Here is a 22,621-nt window from a genome sequence, read left to right on the forward strand (position 1 = left end):
TGAACCGCCCCAAGAAACGCGCTTTGACAGGGATGACGACCCCGCAAAGGAAAACGGCGCGGCTTTCGCCGCGCCGTCCTCACTCAGCTGCCAACGCCGGCGGATGTCTGTCATCCGCCTCTTCCTGGATGGCGTCGGCATCCCTGCCCAGCTCGTTCTTTGCCTTCGGCTCTCGGCCGAAGAAAAGCGCGTAGCCGGCAGGCAGAACCAGGATGGTGAGCACTGTCGCAACCAGGATGCCGCCCATCATCGCGTAGGCGAGCGGCCCCCAGAAGACGCCGCGCGAGATCGGGATCAGCGCCAGCACCGCGGTCAGCGCCGTCAGCATGATCGGCCGGAAACGCCGCACGGCAGCACCCACGATCGCCTCCTGCCGGTGCATGCCGGCCTTGATATCCTGGTCGATCTGATCGACGAGGATGATCGAGTTGCGCATGATGATGCCGAGCAGCGCGATGACGCCGAGGATCGCCACGAAGCCGAAAGGCGCGCCGCTGATCAGCAAGGCGGCCGCCGCACCGATAATGCCGAGCGGGCCCGTGGCGAGCACCAGCATCGCCTTGCCGAAATGCTGCAGCTGTATCATCAGCAGTACGATGATGACGGCCAGCATGATCGGCGCCTTGGCGGCGATCGACATCTGGCTTTCCGCCGCATCCTCGGCGCCGCCCTGGATCTCGACCTTGTAGCCGGCCGGCAGACTGTCGCGCAGGTCCTGCATGTCGGCATACATCTTCATCACCACGTCGTTCGGCTGCACGCCGTCCGGCAGCGTTGCACGCACGGTGATGGTCGGCAGCCGGTCGCGCCGCCATTCGATGCCCTGCTCCATGACGGGCACGACCTTGGCGACCTGCGAGACCGGCACGAAGCCGCCGAAATCCGTCGGGACATAGACCGAATTGACCGCAGAAAGCAGCGAGCGGCTGGAATCCGGCTCACGGGCGACGATCGAGACCGTCTCCTCGCCGTCACGGAAATCGTCGAGCGGCGTCCCCGACATGGCGGTCTGCAGCATCTGGCGCACGCGCTGCGAGGTGACGCCGAGTGCCCGGGCGCGGTCCTGGTCGATCACCAGCTTCATCGCCGGCACCTGTTCCAGCCAGTCGTCATGGATAGCGCCGAGCATCGGATTGGCCTCAAAGCGGGCCCTCACCTGGTCGGCGATCGCTCGCACTTCCTGGCGGTCCGGTCCCATGACGCGCATCTGCACCGGCCAGCCGGTCGGCGGACCGAGGAACAGGCGGTCGACCTTGCCGCGGATATCGGGGAAGTCTTCCGCAAGGATCGTCCGCAGCTTGACGATCAGCCGTTCGCGCGCCGGTTCGTCATTGGCCATGACGAGGAGCTGGGCGAAGTTCGGATTACGCAGCTGCTGGTCGAGCGGCAGGAAGAAGCGCGGCGCGCCTTCGCCGATATAGGTGGCGATGAACCGCTTGTCGGGATCATCCATCATCTTGGCTTCGAGCGCCTTTGCCTGCACCTCAACTTCCTTGATGCTGGTGCCCTCGGGCAGCCAGAGATCGACGAGAATTTCCGGCCGCGACGATTGCGGGAAGAAATTCTGCGGAATGAACTGGAAAGCCCAGAGGCTGGTGACGAAGGTGCCGAGCGTCAAGAGCAGCACGATGACTCGGTGGCGAACCGCCCAGCCGACGGTGCCGCGCAACCGGCGATAGAAGCCGGTGTCGAAGGCATCGTGATGCTCGCCGGCGTGATGGCGCTGCTTGAGGATCATGTAGCCGAGCCAGGGCGTAAAGTAGACGGCGACGAACCACGAAGTCACCAGCGCGATGCCGACGACATAAAACAGCGACCTGACATATTCGCCGGCCGTCGATGCGGCGAAGCCGACCGGAATGAAGCCGGCCGTGGTGATCAGCGTGCCGGTCAGCATCGGGAAGGCGGTCGAGGAATAGGCAAAACTTGCCGCTTCGATCTTGACCAGCCCCTCCTCCAGCTTTCGCTCCATCATCTCGACGACGATCATCGCATCGTCGACGAGCAGGCCGAGCGCGATGATCAGCGCGCCGAGCGAGATGCGCTGCAGGTCGATGCCGAGTTCGTACATCAGCGCAAAGGTGGCAGCGAGCACCAGCGGAATGGCAATGGCGATGACGAGGCCCGAGCGCCAGCCGATCGACAGGAACGAGACGACAAGCACGATGACGAGGGCTTCACCGAGCGCATGCATGAATTCGCTGATCGCATCCGTTACCACGTCGGGCTGGTTGGCGATCTGGTCGACGGCGACGCCGTAAGGCAGCGCGTCCTCGAAGCGCTGATAGGTCGTCTCCACGCCCTTGCCGACATCGGTGACATTGAAACCCTTGGCCATTACCACGCCGACCTGGACGCTGTCATGGCCGTTGAAGCGGTACTTGCGCTGATAGGGGTCCTCGAGGCCGGAACTGACGGTGGCGATATCGCCGAGGCGCGTCACCTGGCCGCCGGCACGAAGGCGCAGCTCGCGGATATCGGCCGCCTTCTTGACGTCGCCTTCGACGGAGATGCGCACCGAGCGCAGGCCGGTATCGACGGAGCCGGCCGGATCGACGTTGTTCTGGCCCTTGACGGCATTCTGCAGGTCGAGGATCGTCAGGCCGCGCTCGGCGAGCGCCTTAGACGAGACATCGATATAGATCTTCTCCGGCTGGTCACCGATGATGACGGCCTTCTCGACGCCCGGCGTCGTCAGCAGCATGTCGCGCGCCTGGATCGCGAATTTTTTCAGTTCCGGATAGGAATAACCGTCGCCGCTGATCGAGTGCAGCGTGATGAAAGTATCGCCGAATTCGTCGTTGAAATAGGGGCCGAGCAGGCCCTGCGGCAGCTCGCTGGAGATGTCGCCGACCTTCTTGCGCACCTGGTAGAAGGCATCCGCCACGTCTTTCGAATTCGTGTCGCCCTCGACCTGCAAGGTGATGATCGCGCTGCCCGCCCGCGTATAGGATTTGACCCAGTCGATATGCGGGGTTTCCTGCAGCTTGCGCTCGATCTTGTTGACGACCTGGTCTTCCATCTCCTGGATGGAAGCACCCGGCCAGATCGCCTGCACGACCATGACGCGGAAGGTGAATTCCGGATCCTCGCGCTGGCCCATGCGCATCAGGCCGAGCACACCGGTGATAATAATCAGGCCGAAGAGGAAGCGGGCGATGCTCGGATGGCCGATCGCCCAGCGCGACAGATTGAAGGGCCGCTTTTCAGTGGTGGTGGCATCCATGGTTTTCTTCCCTTTGCGACGCGATCAGCGGACCGTCTGGTCCGTGGCGGCCAGGGCCGATTGCTGGTCCGGCACCTTCACCTTCAGATTTTCGTGCATGAACTGCGTGCCGGCGGCAACGACGAGATCGCCGGTATCGAGGCCCTCCGTCACATGCACGCCGTCGCCGGTGAAATCGGCGACCTTGATGTCGCGGCCATGCACGGTCGCCGTGTCGCGGTCGACGGTCCAGACCATCTGCTTGCCGTCCTTTTCAGCGAGCGCGCTGAGCGGGATCGAGACGTAGCTGTTGCCGTTGCTGATATCGGCCTCGATCGTCGCCGTCATGCCAAGAAGCACGCGCGGATCGTTCGGCAGGCTCACCCGAACCGCAAAGGTGCGCGACTGCTGGTCGGCGCTGCCTGAGACTTCACGCACCTTGCCGTCGAGCACCAGCCTGTCGTCGGCCCAGAAGCTTGCCTTGACCGTCTTGCCCGGCTTGAATTCGGCGATATCGTTTTCCGGGACGGCGATCTGCACTTCCTTCTCGCCGTCGACCGCAACCGTGACGACCGGGGTGCCGGAGCCGACCACCTGGCCGATATCGGCATTGATCGATGTGACGATGCCGCTCTGACCGGCCTTGAGATCGGTGTAGCTCACCTGGTTCTTCGCCTGATCGAGCGCCGAGAGCGCGGCATCGCGCTGCGAGATCGCCTGGTCATGGCTGAGGGCGGCCTGTTCGAGCTGCGACTTCGGGGCGACGCTCTTGTCGAACAGCTGCTCGGCGCGTTTGTTGGCCAGATCGGCGGTTTCAACGCCCCTTTCGGCCGCGGCGAGATTGGCTTCCGCCGTCTTGACCGCCAGCTGGTAATCGGTGGCGTCGATGCGGGCAAGAGCGTCGCCCAGCGTCACCCGATCGCCGATATCGACGAGGCGTTCGGTGATCTTGCCGGCGACGCGAAAGCCGAGGTTCATCTCCGTGCGCGCCTTGACCGAGCCGGAATAATCGAGCTTGCGGGTGTCGCCGGCCCTGGCGATCTCGACGACCTTCACCGGCCGGATGACCTCTTTCACCTCGGCCTTCTCCTCCGAGCAGGCGGAAAGGCCGATGCCGACGGCGCTGACGAGCACGAGGCTGGCGACGGACGGCATGCGGTGACTGAGGGTCTTGAGCGAAAACATCTTCCGCACTCCTGGATCGTTTCGGGGGATTCGGCGGCGGCTGCCGCCCGTTATTTCTTCAGCGCCCTGATCACATAATCGATCAGTTCGTCGACGCTCGCGCGGTTGGTTTTGGCAAGACATTGCGCCACCATCTGCGGGTGGCAAAGATTGATCGTCGCCGCGCCGAAGCAGCGCGAGGCAACGACCGGATCCTGCTCGGCAAACTCGCCGGCCGCGATCCCTTCAGCGATGATTTCGGCAATGAGATCATGGACGCGGTCGATATGCTTCTCGATGACATGCCAGTCGCGCTCGATCGCGACGATGATCATCTCATGCACCTTCATCTCGTCGAGCATCAGATCGAGCGTCAACTGATGCTGGGTCTCGACATAGCGGCGCAGCCGCTCGCTGGCGCTGATCGGCTGGTGGCGGATGTCGTAGGCGATTTGATAGGCCGTGGCGAGCATGCGCCCGCAGAGCGCCTGGTGGATTTCCACCTTCGAGGCGAAGAACCGATAGATATTGGCCGGCGACATGCCGAGATCGCGGGCAATGTCGGCCACCGTCGTCTTGCTGTAGCCATAGTGGCGAAACAGCCGCTCGGCCGCATCGAGAATGCGGGTGACATTCTCCTGCCGGGTGACGTCGAGCGTATTTTCCGCGATGTCGTTCATGGTTTTCGGAGCCCGAATTACTACTGACGATTTTCGAATTTCGTCAGTCGTAAAATATCAGCCGACATTTGTCAATATACCGCCACGGGAATGCGGCGCGAAGGGCTCCTGCCATCGGAGCAGCCCGGCGCATTGAACACAGCGAATTCTCGGAAAGACGCGAGGAAATTGGAAAGTGCCGCGACAGAGACGCGCGGCACTTCCCGTCGGCGGCAGCAGCAATCAGGCGAGCTTGACGTCGAGCGTGATCGGAACGGCGGCGAGCGCCTTGGAAATCGGGCAGCCGGCCTTGGCCTTATTGGCGAGTTCGGTAAAGGTCGCCTCGTCGGCGCCGGGGATGCGGCCGGAGAGCGAAAGATGGATGGCGGTGACGGCAAAGCCGCCCTCGACGCTTTCGAGCGTCACCTTGGCGGAGGTTTCCATATGCTCGGCGGTGAAACCGGCTTCACCGAGGATCAAGGACAACGCCATGGTGAAGCAGCCGGCATGGGCAGCACCGATCAGCTCTTCCGGGTTGGTGCCGGGAATGCCTTCGAAGCGGCTGGCAAAGCCGTAAGGGTAGTCCGTCAGGGCGCCGCTCTGCGTCGAGATCAGGCCTTTGCCGTCTTTGAGGCCACCGGTCCAATGGGCCGAAGCCGTGCGATTGATCTGCATGCCGTCCTCCTGTTTCGATTGTGCTTTCGAGGAAGCGGCAGGGTGCCGCTCCATGCCTGCGGGAGATCAGATTGTCTTCCCGATGGCAATATAATGCTCTATCGCCAGAAGACGACAGGCCTGTAAAAATCAGCCGGCTTGAAGCCCTTTCAGGCGGAATGCTGCAGCACGCTGAGGCCGCCGTCGATCGTCAGGCAGGTCGCGTTCATGCACGGGCACTCGTCGGAGATCATGAACACCGCCGCCATGGCGATCTCCTCCGGTGTTGCGATCCGCCCGCCGGGATGCAGCCTCATCGTCGCGGCCTTTGCCGCTTCCGGATCGGGAAAGCTGTTCCAGTAATCGATCACCTTCTGCGTCGAGACATAGCCCGGCGCCAGCGCGTTGACCCGGATATTGCGGGCCGCATATTCGAGACCGAGCGACTTCGTCATGCCCAGCAATGCATGTTTTGCCAGCGGATAGGGAAATGTGTGCGGGATGACGGTGAAGGCATGCGTCGAGGCAATGTTGAGAATGACGCCGCCGCCGTGTTCGATCAGGCCCGGCAGCACCGCCTTGCAACAATTCCATGCGCCCTTGAGGTTGATGTCGAAACAGCGGTTCCATTCGTCGTCGGTCGTGGCGAGCGGCTCGGCAAAGACGTTGACCCCTGCATTGTTGACGAGCGCGTTCAGCGGACCGATCTCCTCATTCGCCTCGGCAACCACCCGCGTGATCGTCCCGGCATCGGTTATATCGGCTGGCAGATAACCGACCTGGGCGCCGGTGCTTGCGAGATCCGCCGCTGCGCGAGCCAGCAGCGCCGCATCGCGGTCAACGAGATAGACGGCCGCATTTTCGCTGATGAACGCCTTCGCGATCGCAAGGCCGATACCTTGCGCAGCGCCCGTTATCAGGATGTTCTTGCCTTGCAGACGGTTGCTCATCATCTTCCCTCCGGTTGAACCGGCAGCGCCGACAGCTCGATCGTGACCTTGCCGGAAAGAACCTCACCCGGCGAAAGCGGTATGAGGCCTCCGAACTCAGGCAGGTGATGGCCGTTCGGCAGATGGCTCATCGGCTCGAGGCAGAAGAAATCCGTGCGGTCGGTCCGCATATACAGCATGAACCGGCCGAGCGCGGCATCGGCTTCCAGCGCCGCCTGAATTGAAAGCTCCGGCCAGGCGATGGCTGCCCGCCCGTCCCATCCCTCGAAGGTATTGTTCATCCAGAGCCGCGGCAGCGGCTTGCCGGAGCTGAAATCGAAATCATCAGGAACCGGCCCGGGTTCTCCGGGGAGATGGTCGTGCCGCTCGTTCCAGAAGCGTTCGGCGGCAATCGTCAACCGCGTTTCCGGCGTCCTGACGAAGAAAGGATGCTGGCCGAGGCCGAAGGGCAGAGCCGCCTCACCGCGGTTCTCCACGGAGAGCGTCAGCGCCAGTTGATTGCCGGCAAGACGGATCTCCTGCCGGGCGAGATAGGCGTAGGGCGAAATGCCGTCAGGATCTCTGGAAAAGCCGAGCTGCACATGCTCGGGGCTCGATTCCTCCACCTGCCAAAGGCTGATCCAGCCGTCGCCGTGCAGGTAGAGAGGATCGTGACAATTTCGCTGGAAGACATAGTCGCGTCCGCCGAAGGACATGGCATTGCCTTCCACCCGGTTGCCGAACGGCACCATGGGAAAATTCGCGAAATTTCCGCCTGGGCCGCCGGCTGGAAGGAGAAAGGGCTTGCCCCGAAACGTTGCGGCGGTGACGGCAGCGCCCCGGCGGCTGACCCTGACCGAGAGGTCGCCGTGGCTCAGCTCGATGTCATCTCCGCCATGTCCGTTGTTCATCCACGTCGTCCCGCGGCCGAAGATCTCAAATTGTCGAGCAGCACCGCGATCAGCAGGATCAGCCCGCGCACGACATACTGATAGAATGCCTGGATATTGAGGAGATTCATAACGTTTTCGGCAATGCCCATGATCAGCACGCCGACAATGACGCCGCTCATCGCCGCCCGGCCGCCGGCCAGCGAAACCCCGCCAAGAACGCAGGCCGAAATCACCGACAGCTCGAGCCCGGTCGCCGCATTCGGCTGGCCGGAGGTGATGCGCGAGGCAAGCAGGATGCCGGCAATGCCGCAGACGAGGCCCTGCAGCGCAAAGATCCAGATGCGCGTATTGACGACATTGACGCCGGCAAGCCGCGAGGCCTCGGGATTGCCGCCGATCGCCAGCGTGTTTTTGCCGAAGACGGTACGGTTGAGCACGAAGCCGAAGACGACGAAAAGGATCAGCATGATCCAGATCGGCGTCGGCACGGTGGCAAAGCGCGACAGGGCGAGTTGATAGAAGGCCGGGTCATTGATGCCGACGGCGCGGCCATCCGAGGCGATCAGCGCCAGCCCGCGCACGATCTGCATCGTCGCAAGCGTGGTGATCAGCGCATTGATGCGAAAGCGGGCAATGACGATGCCGTTGACGAAGCCGACGATGGCGCCGCTCAGCAGGGCGGCCAGCAAACCGACCGGAATCGAGCCCGTCGCGTTCGAGACCATCACGGCGATCATGCCGGAGAAGGCGACGATCGAGCCGACCGAAAGATCGAAATCGCGCGATGCCAAGCAGAACATCATCGTGCAGGCGACGATGCCGATGGTGACGACCGACTGCAAGAGCCCCAGCATGTTTCGCTCGGTCAGGAAGTTCGGGACGAAGAGCGAGACGACCACGAAGGCGGCGGCGAAGATCACCACCAGCCCCTGTTCGCCGAGAAGGGTTTTTTTCAACGCGTTCATTGTCCGTATTCCTGATCTTAAATGGTGCCGGCGGCGTTCTTGTCGGGCAGTGCCGCCGTCAGGATGCTGCGCTCGTCGAAATCCGGCCGGGCGACATTGGCCGCCACCCTGCCCTGGCACATCACCATGATGCGATCGCAGATGCCCATGACTTCGGGCAACTCGCTCGATATCACCACGATCGCCATGCCGCCGGCCGCCAGCTCATAGAGAATGTCGTAGATTTCCGACTTCGCCCCGACGTCGATACCGCGGGTCGGCTCGTCGATGACGAGAACCTTGATGCCCTGCTCGGAGAGCCAGCGCCCGAGAATGACCTTCTGCTGATTGCCGCCCGAGAGATTGACGATGTCCTGCCGGCGCGACGGTGTGCGCACCCAAAGCTTGGCGATAAATTGGTCTGCCTGTGCCGCCTCCATCTTCGGCTTCAGAATGCCGAAGGGCGAAAAGTGCCGGCGTGATGAAATGGCGATGTTCTCTTCGATCGACCGACCTTGGATGATGCCGTCGAATTTACGATCCTCCGGGCAGAGCACCATGCCGGCCTTGATGGCAGCCTTCGGATTGTTGGGCGAGACGGCAATGCTGTCGATCGTGACCTGGCCCTGATCTCTGGCATCGGCGCCATAAAGCAGCCGCGCCATCTCACTGCGGCCGGCGCCGATCAGGCCGAAGAAGCCGAGAATTTCGCCCTGGCGCACGGAAAAACTGATCGGATTGCGTAGCCTCGGCCCGGATAGGCCCCTGACCTCCAGCCGGATGTCGCCGAGCGCGCGTTCGCGCCATCCCCAGACATTGCTGATCTCGCGCCCGACCATTTCCGAAATGATCTGTTCGCGCGTCGTCTCGGCGATCTTCGGGTGATGGGCGGCAAGCTTGCCGTCGCGCAGCACCGTCAGGCTGTCGCAAAGTCGAAAAATCTCGTCGAGACGATGCGAGACGTAAAGGATGACGGCTCCCCTCGCCTTCAGCCTGCCGATCAGCGAAAACAGGATTTCGCTTTCACGCGAAGAAAGCGAGGAAGTCGGCTCGTCGAGCGCGATCACCCGCGCGTCGAGCTTCACGGCCTTGGCGATCTCGATCATCTGCCGCGCGCCGATCGAAAGCGAGCTGACCTTGGCCGACGGATCGACATCGATGCCGATCTCCTCGAGTTTCGCGCGCACCGTTTCGATCAGCGTCTTCGACTGGATGACGCCGCCCTTGGCCGGAAAGCGCCCGAGCCAGAGGTTTTCGGCCACCGTCAACTCCGGGACGAGCTGCAGCTCCTGATGGATGACGACAATGCCGGCATGGAAGGCGTCGCGCACGGAGGTGTATTTTTGTTCCTCACCATCGATGAAGATGCTGCCGTCATCGGCGGTCTGATCGCCGGAAAGAACGCGGATCAGCGTTGATTTGCCGGCGCCGTTTTCGCCCATCAGGCCGTGGACGGCGCCCTTCTCGACGGTGAAGGAAACATTCGCCAGCGCCTGCACGCCGGGATAGCCCTTGGAAATATTGTTGAATTCGAGGAAAGCCATCACCGCTCCGCCGAGAAGGATCCGGCAGCACGCTTGGGTGCTGCCGGATTGACATCATCCGGAGATGATCACTCGATGCCAAGATCCTTGCGGACCTTCTCGTAGTCGCCGCGCAGCGCCAGCGAGCCGGAGGTCAGCGTCAGCTTTGCCGGCTCCTTGCCGTTGGCGATCCAGTCGTACATGTTGATCGCCGTCTCGTAGCCATGACGCTTCGGCGAGATGATGACGGTGCCGAAGAAACCGGTCGCCGCCGGCTTCTTGAATTCGTTGATCGCCGATTCCGCCCCGCCGATGCCGACACCGATGATGTTGGCCGCCGGGATGCCGACCGATTCGGAAGCACGGACGGCGCCGAGAACGGCTTCGTCGTTGAGGCCGAAGGCGACCCAGTATTTCACATCGGCATGTTTGTTGAGAACGGTGGTCGCGGCATTGAGCGCCGCTTCCGTATCGGTCTTCGCCTGCGGTGCGTCATAAATATTCTCGGCCGGGAAGCCGGCTGACTTCAGCACCGAAATCGCACCCTCGACGCGATCGACCGCGGTCGGCAGCTGATCGTAAGAAACCCGGATCGCGCCGACATTCTTCATGTCCCAACCACGCTTCTTGATCTCGTCGACGATGGCCTGCCCCACGGTCTCGCCGATCTTGGTGGCCGAAATGCCCATATGCGGCACGTCCTCCAACGGCTTGCCGTCGGCGCTGACGAGGCGGTCGTCGACCGTCATCAGCTTCAATTGGTTGGCTTCCGCCTTGGCGACGATGCCGGGGCCGAGCTTGACGTCGGGCGTGCAGACGATAAAGCCCTGCGCGCCCTGAGCGCCGAGATTGTCGATCGCCGACTGAACCTTCTCGCCGTCTTCGGCCCCGATCTTGACGACGGTGAAGCCTTTCTCCTTCGCTGCCTGGTCGGCGAATTTCCACTCGTCCTGAAACCACGGCTCCTCGGGCTGCTTGACGATGAATCCAATCTTCACGTCGGCGGAAAATGCCGAGCCGGCTGCCAGGATGGCGAAAGCGCCAGCCACAATAGCTGCTTTGAACAAGCGCATGTCTCTCTCCCTAAACTCTGAAATCGAGCCACTGCCTCCCCGGCAGTGTCCAATGAATTATGTTAAATCATCATACCAGTCAATTGCCAATGTATGATGATTGGAATAATAGGATACAGCGAGAGCCGGGAGGGCCCGTCGCAAAGCCGATCGAATTCGGATAATGAGGTCCAGTTGCTTCCCGGGAGCAAGTTGCGGAGAGGTGAAGTTGGAATCTGAGGGACAGGGCCGAGCGGAAAGCTCCAGCAGCAGCGAACGCCGGCCGCGCGTACGCCGTAACGTTACGGCGGCGATCGCGCAGGATATCTGTGCGGATCGCTATCCCTCGGGCTCGCCGCTGCCCCGCGAGAACGACCTCTGCGAGCTCTACGGCGTCAGCCGCACCGTCATTCGCGAATCGCTGAAAGTGCTGGAATCCAAGGGACTGGTGCGCGGCAAGCCGCGGGTCGGAACGACCGTTTGCGACAGGGACGAGTGGAATATCCTGGACGCCGAGGTGCTCGACTGGATGGGGCCTTACATCAAGGACTTCGACCTGCTGGGCTGCATTCTCGAAGCCCGGCGCACCATAGAGCCGGCAGCCGCCGAATATGCCGCCGAACGCGCCAGCGCCCAGGAAATCGCCGATCTCGACAAGGCCTGGCGGCAGATGCGCGACAGCGCCGGCGAACCGGAAAGCTTCACCGACGCCGATGTGATGTTTCATACGGTGCTGCTCACCGCCAGCCACAACCAGGTCTTCCGCCGCCTGTCGAGCGCCATCCATGCGGCGCTGAAATATGCATTGCATGCCTCCAACATCGCCGTCGAAAACCGGGAGGATGCGGTGCTCGTTCACGGCCAGCTGGTCGAGGCTTTGCGCATGCGCGACAAAACCGGCGCCCGCGAATGCGCCAACCGCATGCTCGACCTTGCGGTGCGCGACCTTGCCGCCGCCGAAAAGGTGATCGGCAGAACGAAATGATGGTTGCCGAGGAATGAGCGGCGCCGCCGCCTGAAACATGAGAAAAGACGGAAAGAACCGCGATGAAGATCACCAAACTCACCACCTATATTGTTCCGCCGCGCTGGCTGTTTCTGAAGGTCGAGACCGACGAAGGCATCGTCGGCTGGGGTGAGCCGGTCGTCGAAGGCCGCGCGCTGACCGTCGAGGCCGCCGTCCACGAGCTCGAAGACTACCTGATCGGCAAGGATCCCTTCCTGATCGAGGACCACTGGACGGTGATGTATCGCGGCGGCTTCTATCGCGGTGGCGCGGCCCATATGAGCGCCATCTCCGGCATCGACCAGGCGCTCTGGGACATCAAGGGCAAGGCCCTCGGACAGCCGATCCATTCGCTGCTCGGTGGCCAGCTCCGCGACCGCATCAAGGTCTATTCCTGGATCGGCGGCGACCGGCCCGCCGATGTCGCCAACAATGCCAGGGACGTGGTCGCCCGCGGCTTCAAGGCGATCAAGCTCAACGGCTGCGAAGAAATGCAGATCGTCGATACCAACGAGAAGGTGGAGAAGGCGGTCGAGACCATCGCCGCCATCCGTGAGGCGATCGGCCCGCATATCGGCATCGGCGTCGATTTCCACGGCCGCGTGCACAAGCCGATGGCCAAGGTCCTCGCCAAGGAGCTCGAGCCCTACAAGCTGATGTTCATCGAGGAGCCGGTGCTTTCCGAAAACAAGGAAGCGCTGCGCGACATCGTCAACCATACCTCGACGCCGATCGCGCTCGGCGAGCGGCTCTTTTCGCGCTGGGACTTCAAGCAGGTCCTTGCGGACGGCTATGTCGACATCATCCAGCCGGATCTTTCGCATGCCGGCGGCATCACCGAATGCCGCAAGATCGCGGCGATGGCCGAAGCCTACGACGTGGCGCTGGCGCCGCATTGCCCGCTCGGCCCGATCGCGCTCGCCGCCTGCCTGCAGGTCGACGCCGTCAGCTACAATGCCTTCATCCAGGAGCAGAGCCTCGGCATCCACTACAACACCGGCAACGACATTCTCGATTACATCTCCAACAAGGAGGTGTTCCACTATGCCGATGGTTTCGTCTCGATCCCGCAGGGGCCTGGTCTCGGCATCGAGGTCGATGAGGCCTATGTCATCGAGCGCGCCAGGGAAGGCCATCGCTGGCGCAACCCGATCTGGCGCCATGCTGACGGCAGCTTCGCCGAGTGGTAAAGATTGGAGGGGTCGCGCAAGCGGCCCTTTTTCATGCGCCGTGTCGGATGTCGCCCGTCTCATCCGTCATAGTGGAAACTCAAAGAGGAGAGTCAGCATGGCCAGAGCAATCGCAATCATCGTCGCCCGCGTCATCTTCAGCTTCATCTTCTTCATGGCCGCCGGCTTCAAATTCGCCGATATCGGCGCGACGGCGGACTATATCACTGCCGCCGGTTTTCCGATGGCGACATTCCTGACCTGGGTCGCGGCCTTCTTCGAGATCGCGCTGGCGCTCGCCTTCATCTCCGGGGCCTTCTTTACCGAAGCCAGCCTGCTCGCAGGCATCTACGTGATCTTCCTCGCCTTTGCCTTCCACGGACCGTCTCGTTGGCAGCAGAACCAGGCCGAATTCGGCTTCTTCGTCGATCACTTCACCTTCCTCGCCGGCCTGCTCTTCGCCGCCGTCCATGGGCCGGAGAGATGGGCGCTGCGCTACAGCCTGTTGAAATAGCGATCGCTCTGCAATCGTTCCGGAACCAAGCGCCGCGGCGATCATTGCTTCTCCACCACTTGGCAGAGGAGCGTCTCATGGCATTAGAGGGAAAGAGCGCCTTGGTGACGGGGGCAGGCTCCGGCATCGGCAAGGCGGCTGCATTGAAGCTTGCCGCCGAAGGCGCAAGGGTCGCGGTCCTCAGCCGCACGGAAAGCGAAGTACAGGAAACCTGCAACGAGATCGTCGCTGCCGGCGGCCGGTCGATCGCACTGACCGCCGATACGAGCGACGAATCCCAGATGCGGGCGGCGATCGAAGGGATGACCGAGGATTTCGGCGGCATCGACATCGTCGTCGCCAATGCCGGCATCAACGGCGTCTGGGCACCGATCGATGATCTGAAGCCTGACGAATGGGATCAGACGATGGCAGTCAATCTGCGCGGCACCTATCTGACGCTGCATCTGACCGTGCCCTATCTGAAACGGAACGGCGGCTCCATCGTCGTCGTCTCCTCGATCAACGGCACCCGCACCTTTACGACACCCGGCGCCACCGCCTATACCGCCACCAAGGCGGCACAAGTTGCCATGGTCCAGCAGCTTGCGCTGGAGCTCGGCAAACATCGCATCCGCATCAATGCCGTCTGCCCCGGAGCGATCGAAACCGGCATTTCCGCCAACACCACCATGCGCCATCGCGAGGAAACCGAAGTGCCGGTCATTTGGCCGGAAGGCGAAATTCCGATCACCAACGGCAAGAAGGGTTCGAGCGAGGATGTCGCCGAGGCGATCCTCTTCCTCGCATCCGACCACGCCCGTCACATCACCGGCACGCCCATCTGGATCGATGGCGGCCAGAGCCTTTTGCGCTAACGGCCCTGGAAATCAGCCGTTCAGTCGGGCGCTGTCAAGCGTATACAGTTCCTGCGCGCGCTGCACGCCGCGCAACGCATAACGTCCGACACATGCGAGCGCGGCACGCTCTTCCTGGGGTATGGCCGCAGCGAAATCAGAGGAGATCAGCAGGTTGAGATCGACCGAACGGCACATCGAGGCGATCCGGCTGACCTCGTTGACGGCAGGGCCGATGACGGTGAAGTCCAGCCGGTCCTGGCTGCCGATATTGCCGTAAAAGACATCGCCGATATGCAAGCCGATATAGACGTCCGTCGTCGCCCGGCCGTCGGCCGCGCGCGCGGCATTCAGCGCGGCGAGCTTTTCCCGTAGCAGCGATTCGGCGCTGAGCGCCGCACGGCATGTCTCAGCCGGCACCTCGCCCTTGAAGATCGCGAGCACACCGTCGCCGATCAGCTTCAGCACGTTGCCGCCCGCCTCGTGGATCGCCGAGATCGCCACCTCGCTGTAATCGTTGAGCAGCGGGATGATTTCCTCGGGCGGCACACGGTCGGAAATCTTGGTGTAGTTCAACAGATCGGAAAACCAGAGCGCCGCCGAAATCCGCTCCGACTTGCCGCGGCTGATCTTGCCTTCCATCACCTGGCGCGCCGCGTCCTCGCCGAGATAGACTTCGGCGATGGTGCGGGCGATGCGCCCGAGCGCGATGCACTTGATCGCCAATCCGAGGACCGGCACGAGCTTGCGCAGGATGGCGAGATCGTGATCGGAAAAACCCTCAGGATGTTTCGTCGCGAAATGCGAGAAGAAGCAATCCATCTCGCCGATCGTGCCGGCCTCGCTGAAACGATGCATCATCGCCACGAAATCCGTGTGACCGGCTTCCGCGATCTTGTCGAGCATGCTGAAATCGGTCGGATCGCCGAAGCCCAGGCGTCGGCGCACCTCCCGCTCGTTGCCCGACCAGAGATGGTAGAAGGCCGAGCGCTGCCAGTTCGCGGCCGCTTCGCCCGAGCTCGTCGGACCGTATTCGAATTCGGCTTCAATCTCCTCCACGCTGTCCCAGCGGAAGGCTCGGCCCTCATGCACGGGGTGCAGCGTGTCCATCAGCGCCAGGCCGCGGTCGAGCGGCAGGCCGGCATTCCGGCAGGCCGCGCAGAAGCCGGTCATCAGTTCGGCTTCCGAAGCGCCCTTCAGTCCCTGCTCCGTAACCCAGGCCGCAATTGTGCTGACGTCGCTGTAATCCATGCCGCTTACCTCGCTGATATCAAGCTTTAGCCCAAATCCGGCATCGATGGAAAGCCGATTGGCTCAATCGCCGGCCGGCATGTTGTAGGGCGTGATGATTTCAACCGCTGAAAGCAAGGCCGGAACCGCCCGCCGGGCTGAGGCCTCGCGGCTCATGATCGCCCTGAAGGCCGAACGCGCATCGGTTCTGAGATCATGATGCAGCACGAAGCCGATCCGGCGTCCCGCAAGCAAAGCCCGATTGTCGGCATCGAGATCATGGGCGACAAAGACGCGGACCGGAAGGTGGGCGGCTTCGAAGGCCGCCAGCACGGCTCGGTTGCCGCCGCCGATCGAATAGACGGCATTGATCGCGGAATCGGCCGCGAGCGCTGCCGCCGCAAGCGTTCCCGTCGCCGCATCGCTGCCGTGCCCCTCGCTGATTTCGGTGACGCCGATCTCGGGGTAATGGGCGCGGATGACGCGGCGAAAACCGATTTCGCGCTCCTCCTCGCCGCGGAACCGCCCGCTCGACAGCGTCACCAGCACCTTGCCGCCGTCACTCCCGAGGCATTCGCCGACAAGATGGGCCGCAGTTTCTCCCGCCGCCCGGTTGTCAGCGCCGGCATAGGCGATGCGCGCCGAATTCGGCAGGTCGGTCACCAGCGTCACCACGGGAATCCCGGCCGCATCCGCCCGCGCGACGGCGGCAACGACCTCGCCGACATCAGGTGCCTTGAGCACGATGCCGTGCGTGCCGCGCAGCCGGATGCGGTCGAGAAGCTGCACAAGTTCTGCCGGCTTCAGCACTTCGGCAAAGTGGAAGCGGCAACGAAAGACGCCGGGAAGAAAGGTTGCCATCTCGGCCTCGAAGGCGGCCCGCACCGCATCACTGAAACGCTGCGGCGTCTCCATGACGATATCGATCGCCAGCGTGCGCCCGCTGCTCATCGCCCCCGTCTGCTGCTTCTCCAGCTCCGCGATCGCCGCTCTCACCCGCATTTCCGTCTGTTGCCGCACGCCCGGCCGGCCGTTCAGCACCCGGTCGACGGTGGCGGTGCTCAGTCCGGCCTGAAAAGCGATGTCCTTGACGAGAAAAGGATGCGCCATGGGAGCCCTTCCTGATGGTTTTTTGATGGATTCCTGATCTACATCACCGCGCATCGCGGCGTATAGTGCCTCATCGGAAACAGGGAGGAGCCTGGGATGAAAACCGATAACCAGCAGAAATTGCGCGCCGACCGTGTCTGGCTCTCCGAAGATGCCTGCGATCTTGCCGATTTTCGCCGTCTTGCGGAAAAGACGACCGCGCTTGCCGATTATCCCACCGCGTCAGCGGTCGAGAAAAACATCCTGATTTATGACAGCCGCAAGGTGATGGCAGCGGCAGCGGAAGACCGGCGCGCCGTGCTGGCCGAAATCTGCGAGGCCTTCGGCGACGGTCCCGGCGTCATCGTATTCAAACATGCTTACGAGCATACCGGCATCATCGACCGCGCCAGCGCGATCTTCGATCAGATCATCGAGGAACAGCATCGCACCTCGACCGGCGGCGGCGATCACTTCGCCAAGCCCGGCGCCAACGACCGCATCTGGAATTCGCTGGAAAAACACTGCCTCGCCGATCCGGCAAATTTCGCCGAATATTACGGCAACGCCATCGTCGCGCTGGCAAGCGAAGCCTGGCTCGGCCCGAGCTATCAGATGACGGCGCAGGTCAACCGCGTCAATCCGGGCGGCGCAGCACAGTCGGCGCACCGCGACTACCATCTCGGCTTCCAATCGTCTGAGGTGATCGAGCAGTTTCCGGCGCATGTGCACCGGCTCTCGCCGGTGCTGACGCTGCAAGGCGCGATCGCCCATTGCGACATGCCGCTCGAAAGCGGCCCGACGCTCTTCCTGCCGCACAGCCAGACCTATGTGCCGGGTTATCTCGCGCTGAAGCGCCAGGAGTTCCGCGATTATTTCGAAGCCAACCACGTGCAGCTGCCGCTCGAAAAAGGCGATGTCGTCTTCTTCAATCCCGCCCTCTTTCACGCCGCCGGCACCAACCGCTCGGCCGACATCAAACGCGTCGCCAACCTCCTGCAGGTTTCTTCCGCCTTCGGCCGCGCAATGGAAACCGTCAATCGCGAGAGGATGAGCGCCAGGCTCTTTCCCGCGTTGAAAACCTTGCAGGGCAGGCTTCCACCCGATGAAATCACCAACGCCGTCGCCGCTTGCGCCGAAGGCTATTCCTTCCCGACCAATCTCGACCGCGACCCGCCGCTCGGCGGCCTGGCACCGAAGACGCAGGCACAGTTGATGCACGAGGCATTGAAGGAAGGCTGGAGCGACGAGGCCTTTACGGCGGCGCTTGCCGAGCAGGCGAGGAAGAAGCTGAGCTGAACTTGGAGACTGGAGCCACACACGTTGACATAACCGCCTCCCGTACCCGCGGGAGGCCATTCGCGCATCACCACCGAGGAGGAACCCCATGAGCACGAACCACGGCCGCCTTGACGGCAAGATTGCGATCGTCACCGGCGGCACGCAAGGGCTGGGCGCCACCATTGCCCGTCTCTTCGCCGAACGCGGTGCGAAAGGCATCGTCATTTGCGGCCGCAACGAAGCCAAGGGCGAGGCGAAGGCAGCGGAGATATCCGCTGCAACCGGCACCAGGGTCGTCTACGTCAAGGCCGACCTCGGCAAGGTCGAAGACGCGCGGAATGTCGTGCACGCCTGCGACGAGGCCTTCGGCCGGGTCGACGCGCTGGTCAATGCCGCCGCCATCACCGATCGCGGCACCATCCTCGATACCAGTCCTGAACTCTTCGACGCCATGTTCGCCGTCAATGTGCGCGCGCCGTTTTTCCTGATGCAGGAGACGGTGAAGGTCATGCGCCGCGAAAAGACCGAAGGCACGATCGTCAATATCGGCTCGATGTCGGCCAAAGCCGGCCAGCCCTTCATCGCCGCTTATTGCGCCTCCAAGGGCGCGCTGGAAACGCTGACGAAGAACACCGCCTATGCGCTCTTGCGCAACCGCATCCGCGTCAACGGCCTCAACATCGGCTGGATGGCTTCCGAGGGCGAGGACCGCATTCAGCGCGAATATCACGATGCACCCGCCGACTGGCTGGAGAAGGCGGCCGCCAGCCAGCCCTTCGGCCGCCTCGTCGATCCGCATGAGGTGGCGCGCGCCTGCGCTTACCTGTCGTCGGCCGAATCCGGACTGATGACCGGCTCGGTCATCTGCTTCGACCAGTCGATCTGGGGGGCTTACGACGGCTCGCCGCATCCGGTCGCCGCCCTCTGAAAAACCGGAGCCCGGCATTTCCGCTCGCCGGGCTCTGGCACCTCCCAGCATTTGTCGCTAGGAAAAGGGCGGCAGCATTCAGGGAGGAACTGGCGTGGCCGACAATCCGCTTTACGACATCCGCGATGAACGTTTCGGCGCCCTGGTCATCGGCAGCGCCGCGCTCGAGGAACTCTATGGCGGCTGCCGCTGGACGGAAGGCCCGGTCTGGTTTTCCGACCTCAACTGCCTGCTCTGGAGCGATATCCCGAACGAACGCATGATGCGCTGGACGCCCGACGGCACGGTCTCGGTCTTCCGCTCGCCCTCCAATTACGTCAACGGCAACACCCGCGACCGGCAGGGCCGACTTATCTCCTGCGAACATGGCGGCCGCCGCGTCACCCGCACCGAACTCGACGGCAGCATCACCGTTCTCGCCGACAGCTACAGGGGCAAACGGCTGAACTCGCCGAACGATGTCGTCGTCCATTCCGATGGCGGGATCTGGTTCACCGATCCGACCTACGGCATCCTGTCCGATTACGAGGGCCACAAGGCCGAGCCCGAGCAGCCAACCCGAAACGTTTACCGGATCGACCCTTCAAGCGGCGCAATCGAGGCCGTCGTCGAGGATTTCATCCAGCCGAACGGCCTTGCCTTCTCGCCCGACGAGACGAAACTCTACATCGCCGATTCCGGCTCGGCCAAGCATGACGTGCCACGCCATATAAGAGTTTTCGACGTCGTCGACGGCAGGAGGCTCGCAAACAGCCGCTATTTCTGCAGCCTCGATGTCGGCAATCCCGACGGCTTCCGCTTCGACGTCAGCGGCAATCTCTGGACGAGTGCCGGCGACGGCGTGCATTGCTTTTCGCCCGACGGCACGCTGCTCGGCAAGATCAGGGTGCCGCAGACGGTCTCCAACCTCACCTTCGGCGGCCCCAAGAAAAACCGGCTCTTCATCACCGCGACGCGCTCGGTCTATTCGATCTATACGAAGACCAACGGCGCCCAATATCCGTGAGGATCAGGCACCGGCTTGAAGATCGCCGTTCCGGGATGACGACTTGCATAAAAAAAGCTAAAGCGCGTCACACGAATGAGATTCGATGTGCGTGCTTCAGAGCATGAGGCCGAAACCTGTGAGCGGTTTCGGACAACATCCTGTTCTGGCAGCCCGCAGATCCATTGCATCAAGAAGGGATGTCCCGATGACTCGATTTTCACGCGCCGAAGGGCGCCGCACCACTTCTGATGCCATGACCGGGAGAGCCTGAGATGCGTTCCGTCGTTTCCTTCAACGAAGGCTGGAGTTTCCACGAGGGCTTCGGCCAGCGTCTGCTCGAAAGCTTCGACGCCGCCAAGTCGGCCAGCCTGCCCCATACCGCCGTCGAATTGCCGTTCAACTATTTCGACGAGAAAAGCTATCAGCGTGCCTTCACCTATCAGAAAGTGCTGCGCTGGCTGCCCGAATTCGAGGACCGCGAGGTTTCGCTCGTTTTCGACGCCGCCATGGCCGACAGCGTCGTCTATCTGAACGGCGAAGAAATCATCGCCCACAAGGACGGCTACACCCCCTTCGAGGCCCGTTTCACCGGCAAGCTCATCAAGGGCGAGAACCTCGTGACCGTCAAGATCGACGGCAGCGAAAATCCTGAGATCCCGCCCTTCGGCGGCCGCATCGATTATCTGACCTATGCCGGCATCTACCGCGACGTCTGGCTGAAGGTCACCGATCCGGTGTCGATCCGCAATCTCAAGATCGAAACCGCGGACGTTCTCGCTCCGGAGAAATCGGCAACCATCCGCGTCGATATCGCCAATCCCGAGGGCCGCAGCTTCTCGGCGACCGTCACCGCCACGCTGAAGCAGTCAGACGGCGCGGTGATCGCCACCGCAGCAACCGAGACGATCGGCGACCGCACCAGGCTTTCCTTCGGCGGCCTCACCGGCATTACCCTCTGGGACATCACCGATCCCACGCTCTACGAAGTCACCGTCGAACTCAGGACGGAGCATGGCTCCGACCGTGTCTCCTCCCGCTTCGGCTTCCGCACCGCCGAATTCACGCCGGAAGGTTTTCTCTTGAACGGCAAGCCGCTCAAGCTGCGCGGCCTCAACCGTCATCAGTCCTTCCCCTATGTCGGTTATGCCGCCGGCCGCTCCGCCCAGGAGCGCGACGCCGACATCATGAAGAGCGTGCTGAAGTGCAATATCGTCCGCACCTCGCATTATCCGCAGTCGAAATGGTTCCTCGACCGCTGCGATGCGATCGGCCTGCTGGTCTTCGAGGAGATCCCCGGCTGGCAGCATATCGGCGATGCCGACTGGCAGAAGGAATCGATCGAAAACGTCCGCCGCATGATCGAGCGCGACTGGAACCATCCCTCGATCATCATCTGGGGCGTGCGCATCAACGAATCGCAGGATAATCACGATTTTTACGCCGAGACCAATCGCCTCGCCCGCGAGCTCGACAGCACCCGCCAGACCGGCGGCGTGCGTTACATCACCGAGAGCGAGCTGCTCGAGGACGTCTATACGATGAACGACTTCATCCTCGGCAACGAGGAGCTGCCGGGCGCCAACCGCCCGCGCACCGCATTGCGCGGCCAAGAGGAAAATACCGGGCTGTCGAAAAAAGTGCCGTATCTCATCACCGAGTTCAACGGCCACATGCACCCGACGAAGATCTATGACCAGGAGCAGCGCCAGGCCGAGCATGTGCGCCGTCACCTGGAGGTGCTGAATGCCGCCTATGGCGACCCCGATATCTCGGGCGCCATCGGCTGGTGCATGTTCGATTACAACACCCACAAGGATTTCGGCTCGGGCGACCGCATCTGCTATCACGGCGTCATGGACATGTTCCGCGAGCCGAAATTCGCCGCCTATGCCTATATCAGCCAGTGCGACCCGTCCGACGAGATCGTCATGAAGCCGGTGACCTTCTGGGCGCGCGGCGAGCGCAATATCGGCGGCGTGCTGCCGCTGATCATCCTGACCAATTGCGACGAGGTGGAACTGCAATATGGCGGGCTCAGCAAGCGCATCGGCCCGGACCGCGAGAATTATCCGCATCTGCCGCATCCGCCCGTCGTTCTCGATCATCGCCACTTCACCGCCGACGAGCTCGGCACCTGGGGTCTGGAATGGATCGACGGCACCTTGACCGGTTATATCGGCGGCGAGCCGGTGGCGAGCCTGACGTTTGCCGCCGATCCTCTGCCGACCACGCTGGAAATCGTCGCCGACAGCCACACGCTGAAAGCCCGGGAACGCGACAGCACCCGCGTCATCATTCGCGCCCTCGACCAATGCGGCCAGCGCCTGCCCTTCATGAACGACAGCATTTCGCTGAAAGTGCATGGACCCGGAAAAATCGTCGGCCCGGCCAATGCGCCGCTGCAAGGCGGCACCGCCGGCTTCTGGCTGGAGGCGACGGGTCTGGTCGGCGAGATCACCGTCGAAGCGATCTCCTCGCGTTTCGCGCCGGTGACCCTCACTGTGACGGCCGCCGCCTGACGGCCATCACGCGATCCGCATCTGGCTGTCTGGATCGA

Annotated in this window: 19 protein-coding genes; 8 read left to right on the forward strand and 11 right to left on the reverse strand. The window is 62.6% G+C overall.

Annotated features, from left to right (window positions below):
• Positions 1 to 79 precede the first annotated feature (79 nt).
• The 9 genes from CO655_RS07365 to CO655_RS07405 form a co-directional block, all read right to left on the reverse strand.
• Positions 80 to 3,226: an efflux RND transporter permease subunit gene (locus tag CO655_RS07365; protein ID WP_097664230.1), complete on the reverse strand. Its 3,147-nt coding sequence runs from the start codon at positions 3,224 to 3,226 to the stop codon at positions 80 to 82.
• A 24-nt stretch (positions 3,227 to 3,250) separates the two neighbouring features.
• The gene (locus tag CO655_RS07370) at positions 3,251 to 4,390 is read right to left on the reverse strand and encodes an efflux RND transporter periplasmic adaptor subunit (protein WP_097603837.1); all 1,140 of its coding nucleotides are present in this window, start codon (positions 4,388 to 4,390) and stop codon (positions 3,251 to 3,253) included.
• A gap of 50 nt (positions 4,391 to 4,440) precedes the next feature.
• A complete protein-coding gene (locus tag CO655_RS07375) occupies positions 4,441 to 5,049 on the reverse strand; it encodes a TetR family transcriptional regulator (protein WP_064694220.1) in 609 nt (202 codons plus the stop codon).
• A gap of 222 nt (positions 5,050 to 5,271) precedes the next feature.
• Positions 5,272 to 5,703: an OsmC family protein gene (locus CO655_RS07380; RefSeq protein ID WP_010028352.1), complete on the reverse strand. Its 432-nt coding sequence runs from the start codon at positions 5,701 to 5,703 to the stop codon at positions 5,272 to 5,274.
• Positions 5,704 to 5,852: 149 nt separating this feature from the next.
• Positions 5,853 to 6,632, reverse strand: a complete 780-nt coding sequence (locus tag CO655_RS07385) for an SDR family oxidoreductase (protein WP_097664231.1) — start codon at positions 6,630 to 6,632, stop codon at positions 5,853 to 5,855.
• Positions 6,632 to 7,522 carry an aldose 1-epimerase gene (locus CO655_RS07390; protein ID WP_097603835.1) on the reverse strand — a complete coding sequence of 297 codons (891 nt, stop codon included), beginning with the start codon at positions 7,520 to 7,522 and terminating at the stop codon, positions 6,632 to 6,634. Before CO655_RS07390 ends, CO655_RS07385 begins: the two co-directional genes overlap by 1 nt.
• Positions 7,519 to 8,469, reverse strand: coding sequence for an L-arabinose ABC transporter permease AraH (araH, locus tag CO655_RS07395; RefSeq protein WP_097664232.1), 951 nt, complete (start codon positions 8,467 to 8,469; stop codon positions 7,519 to 7,521). The genes CO655_RS07390 and araH overlap by 4 nt, the downstream gene beginning before the upstream one ends.
• A gap of 17 nt (positions 8,470 to 8,486) precedes the next feature.
• On the reverse strand, positions 8,487 to 9,992 hold the full coding sequence (gene araG, locus CO655_RS07400; protein WP_097664233.1) for an L-arabinose ABC transporter ATP-binding protein AraG: 1,506 nt from the start codon (positions 9,990 to 9,992) through the stop codon (positions 8,487 to 8,489).
• Between the two features lie 68 nt (positions 9,993 to 10,060).
• On the reverse strand, positions 10,061 to 11,044 hold the full coding sequence (locus CO655_RS07405) for an arabinose ABC transporter substrate-binding protein (RefSeq protein WP_097603832.1): 984 nt from the start codon (positions 11,042 to 11,044) through the stop codon (positions 10,061 to 10,063).
• 202 nt (positions 11,045 to 11,246) lie between these two features.
• Between CO655_RS07405 and CO655_RS07410 the strand changes: the two genes are divergently transcribed.
• From CO655_RS07410 to CO655_RS07425, 4 genes are all read left to right on the forward strand, one after another.
• Positions 11,247 to 12,008: a FadR/GntR family transcriptional regulator gene (locus CO655_RS07410; RefSeq protein WP_176539225.1), complete on the forward strand. Its 762-nt coding sequence runs from the start codon at positions 11,247 to 11,249 to the stop codon at positions 12,006 to 12,008.
• A gap of 62 nt (positions 12,009 to 12,070) precedes the next feature.
• Complete coding sequence (gene dgoD / locus CO655_RS07415; protein ID WP_097664235.1) at positions 12,071 to 13,219, forward strand: galactonate dehydratase; 1,149 nt, start codon at positions 12,071 to 12,073, stop codon at positions 13,217 to 13,219.
• A gap of 97 nt (positions 13,220 to 13,316) precedes the next feature.
• Complete coding sequence (locus CO655_RS07420) at positions 13,317 to 13,712, forward strand: DoxX family protein (protein ID WP_010027505.1); 396 nt, start codon at positions 13,317 to 13,319, stop codon at positions 13,710 to 13,712.
• 77 nt (positions 13,713 to 13,789) lie between these two features.
• Positions 13,790 to 14,569, forward strand: coding sequence for an SDR family NAD(P)-dependent oxidoreductase (locus tag CO655_RS07425; RefSeq protein WP_097664236.1), 780 nt, complete (start codon positions 13,790 to 13,792; stop codon positions 14,567 to 14,569).
• A gap of 12 nt (positions 14,570 to 14,581) precedes the next feature.
• Here CO655_RS07425 and CO655_RS07430 read toward each other — a convergent pair whose 3' ends face one another.
• On the reverse strand, positions 14,582 to 15,799 hold the full coding sequence (locus tag CO655_RS07430) for an adenylate/guanylate cyclase domain-containing protein (protein ID WP_097603827.1): 1,218 nt from the start codon (positions 15,797 to 15,799) through the stop codon (positions 14,582 to 14,584).
• 63 nt (positions 15,800 to 15,862) lie between these two features.
• On the reverse strand, positions 15,863 to 16,888 hold the full coding sequence (locus CO655_RS07435) for a LacI family DNA-binding transcriptional regulator (protein ID WP_097664237.1): 1,026 nt from the start codon (positions 16,886 to 16,888) through the stop codon (positions 15,863 to 15,865).
• A 96-nt stretch (positions 16,889 to 16,984) separates the two neighbouring features.
• Between CO655_RS07435 and CO655_RS07440 the strand changes: the two genes are divergently transcribed.
• The 4 genes from CO655_RS07440 to CO655_RS07455 all read left to right on the forward strand — a co-directional run bounded on the left by CO655_RS07440 (position 16,985) and on the right by CO655_RS07455 (position 22,583).
• On the forward strand, positions 16,985 to 18,166 hold the full coding sequence (locus CO655_RS07440) for a phytanoyl-CoA dioxygenase family protein (RefSeq protein ID WP_097603825.1): 1,182 nt from the start codon (positions 16,985 to 16,987) through the stop codon (positions 18,164 to 18,166).
• A gap of 88 nt (positions 18,167 to 18,254) precedes the next feature.
• Positions 18,255 to 19,076 (forward strand): SDR family oxidoreductase, encoded by an 822-nt coding sequence (locus tag CO655_RS07445; RefSeq protein WP_097603824.1) that lies wholly within the window; start codon positions 18,255 to 18,257, stop codon positions 19,074 to 19,076.
• A 94-nt stretch (positions 19,077 to 19,170) separates the two neighbouring features.
• Positions 19,171 to 20,082 (forward strand): SMP-30/gluconolactonase/LRE family protein, encoded by a 912-nt coding sequence (locus CO655_RS07450; protein ID WP_097664238.1) that lies wholly within the window; start codon positions 19,171 to 19,173, stop codon positions 20,080 to 20,082.
• Positions 20,083 to 20,336: 254 nt separating this feature from the next.
• Positions 20,337 to 22,583 carry a glycoside hydrolase family 2 TIM barrel-domain containing protein gene (locus CO655_RS07455; protein ID WP_097664239.1) on the forward strand — a complete coding sequence of 749 codons (2,247 nt, stop codon included), beginning with the start codon at positions 20,337 to 20,339 and terminating at the stop codon, positions 22,581 to 22,583.
• Positions 22,584 to 22,621 lie beyond the last annotated feature (38 nt).

Origin of the sequence: Rhizobium sp. M1 (assembly GCF_002531805.1) — a bacterium.
GTDB lineage: Bacteria > Pseudomonadota > Alphaproteobacteria > Rhizobiales > Rhizobiaceae > Rhizobium > Rhizobium etli_C.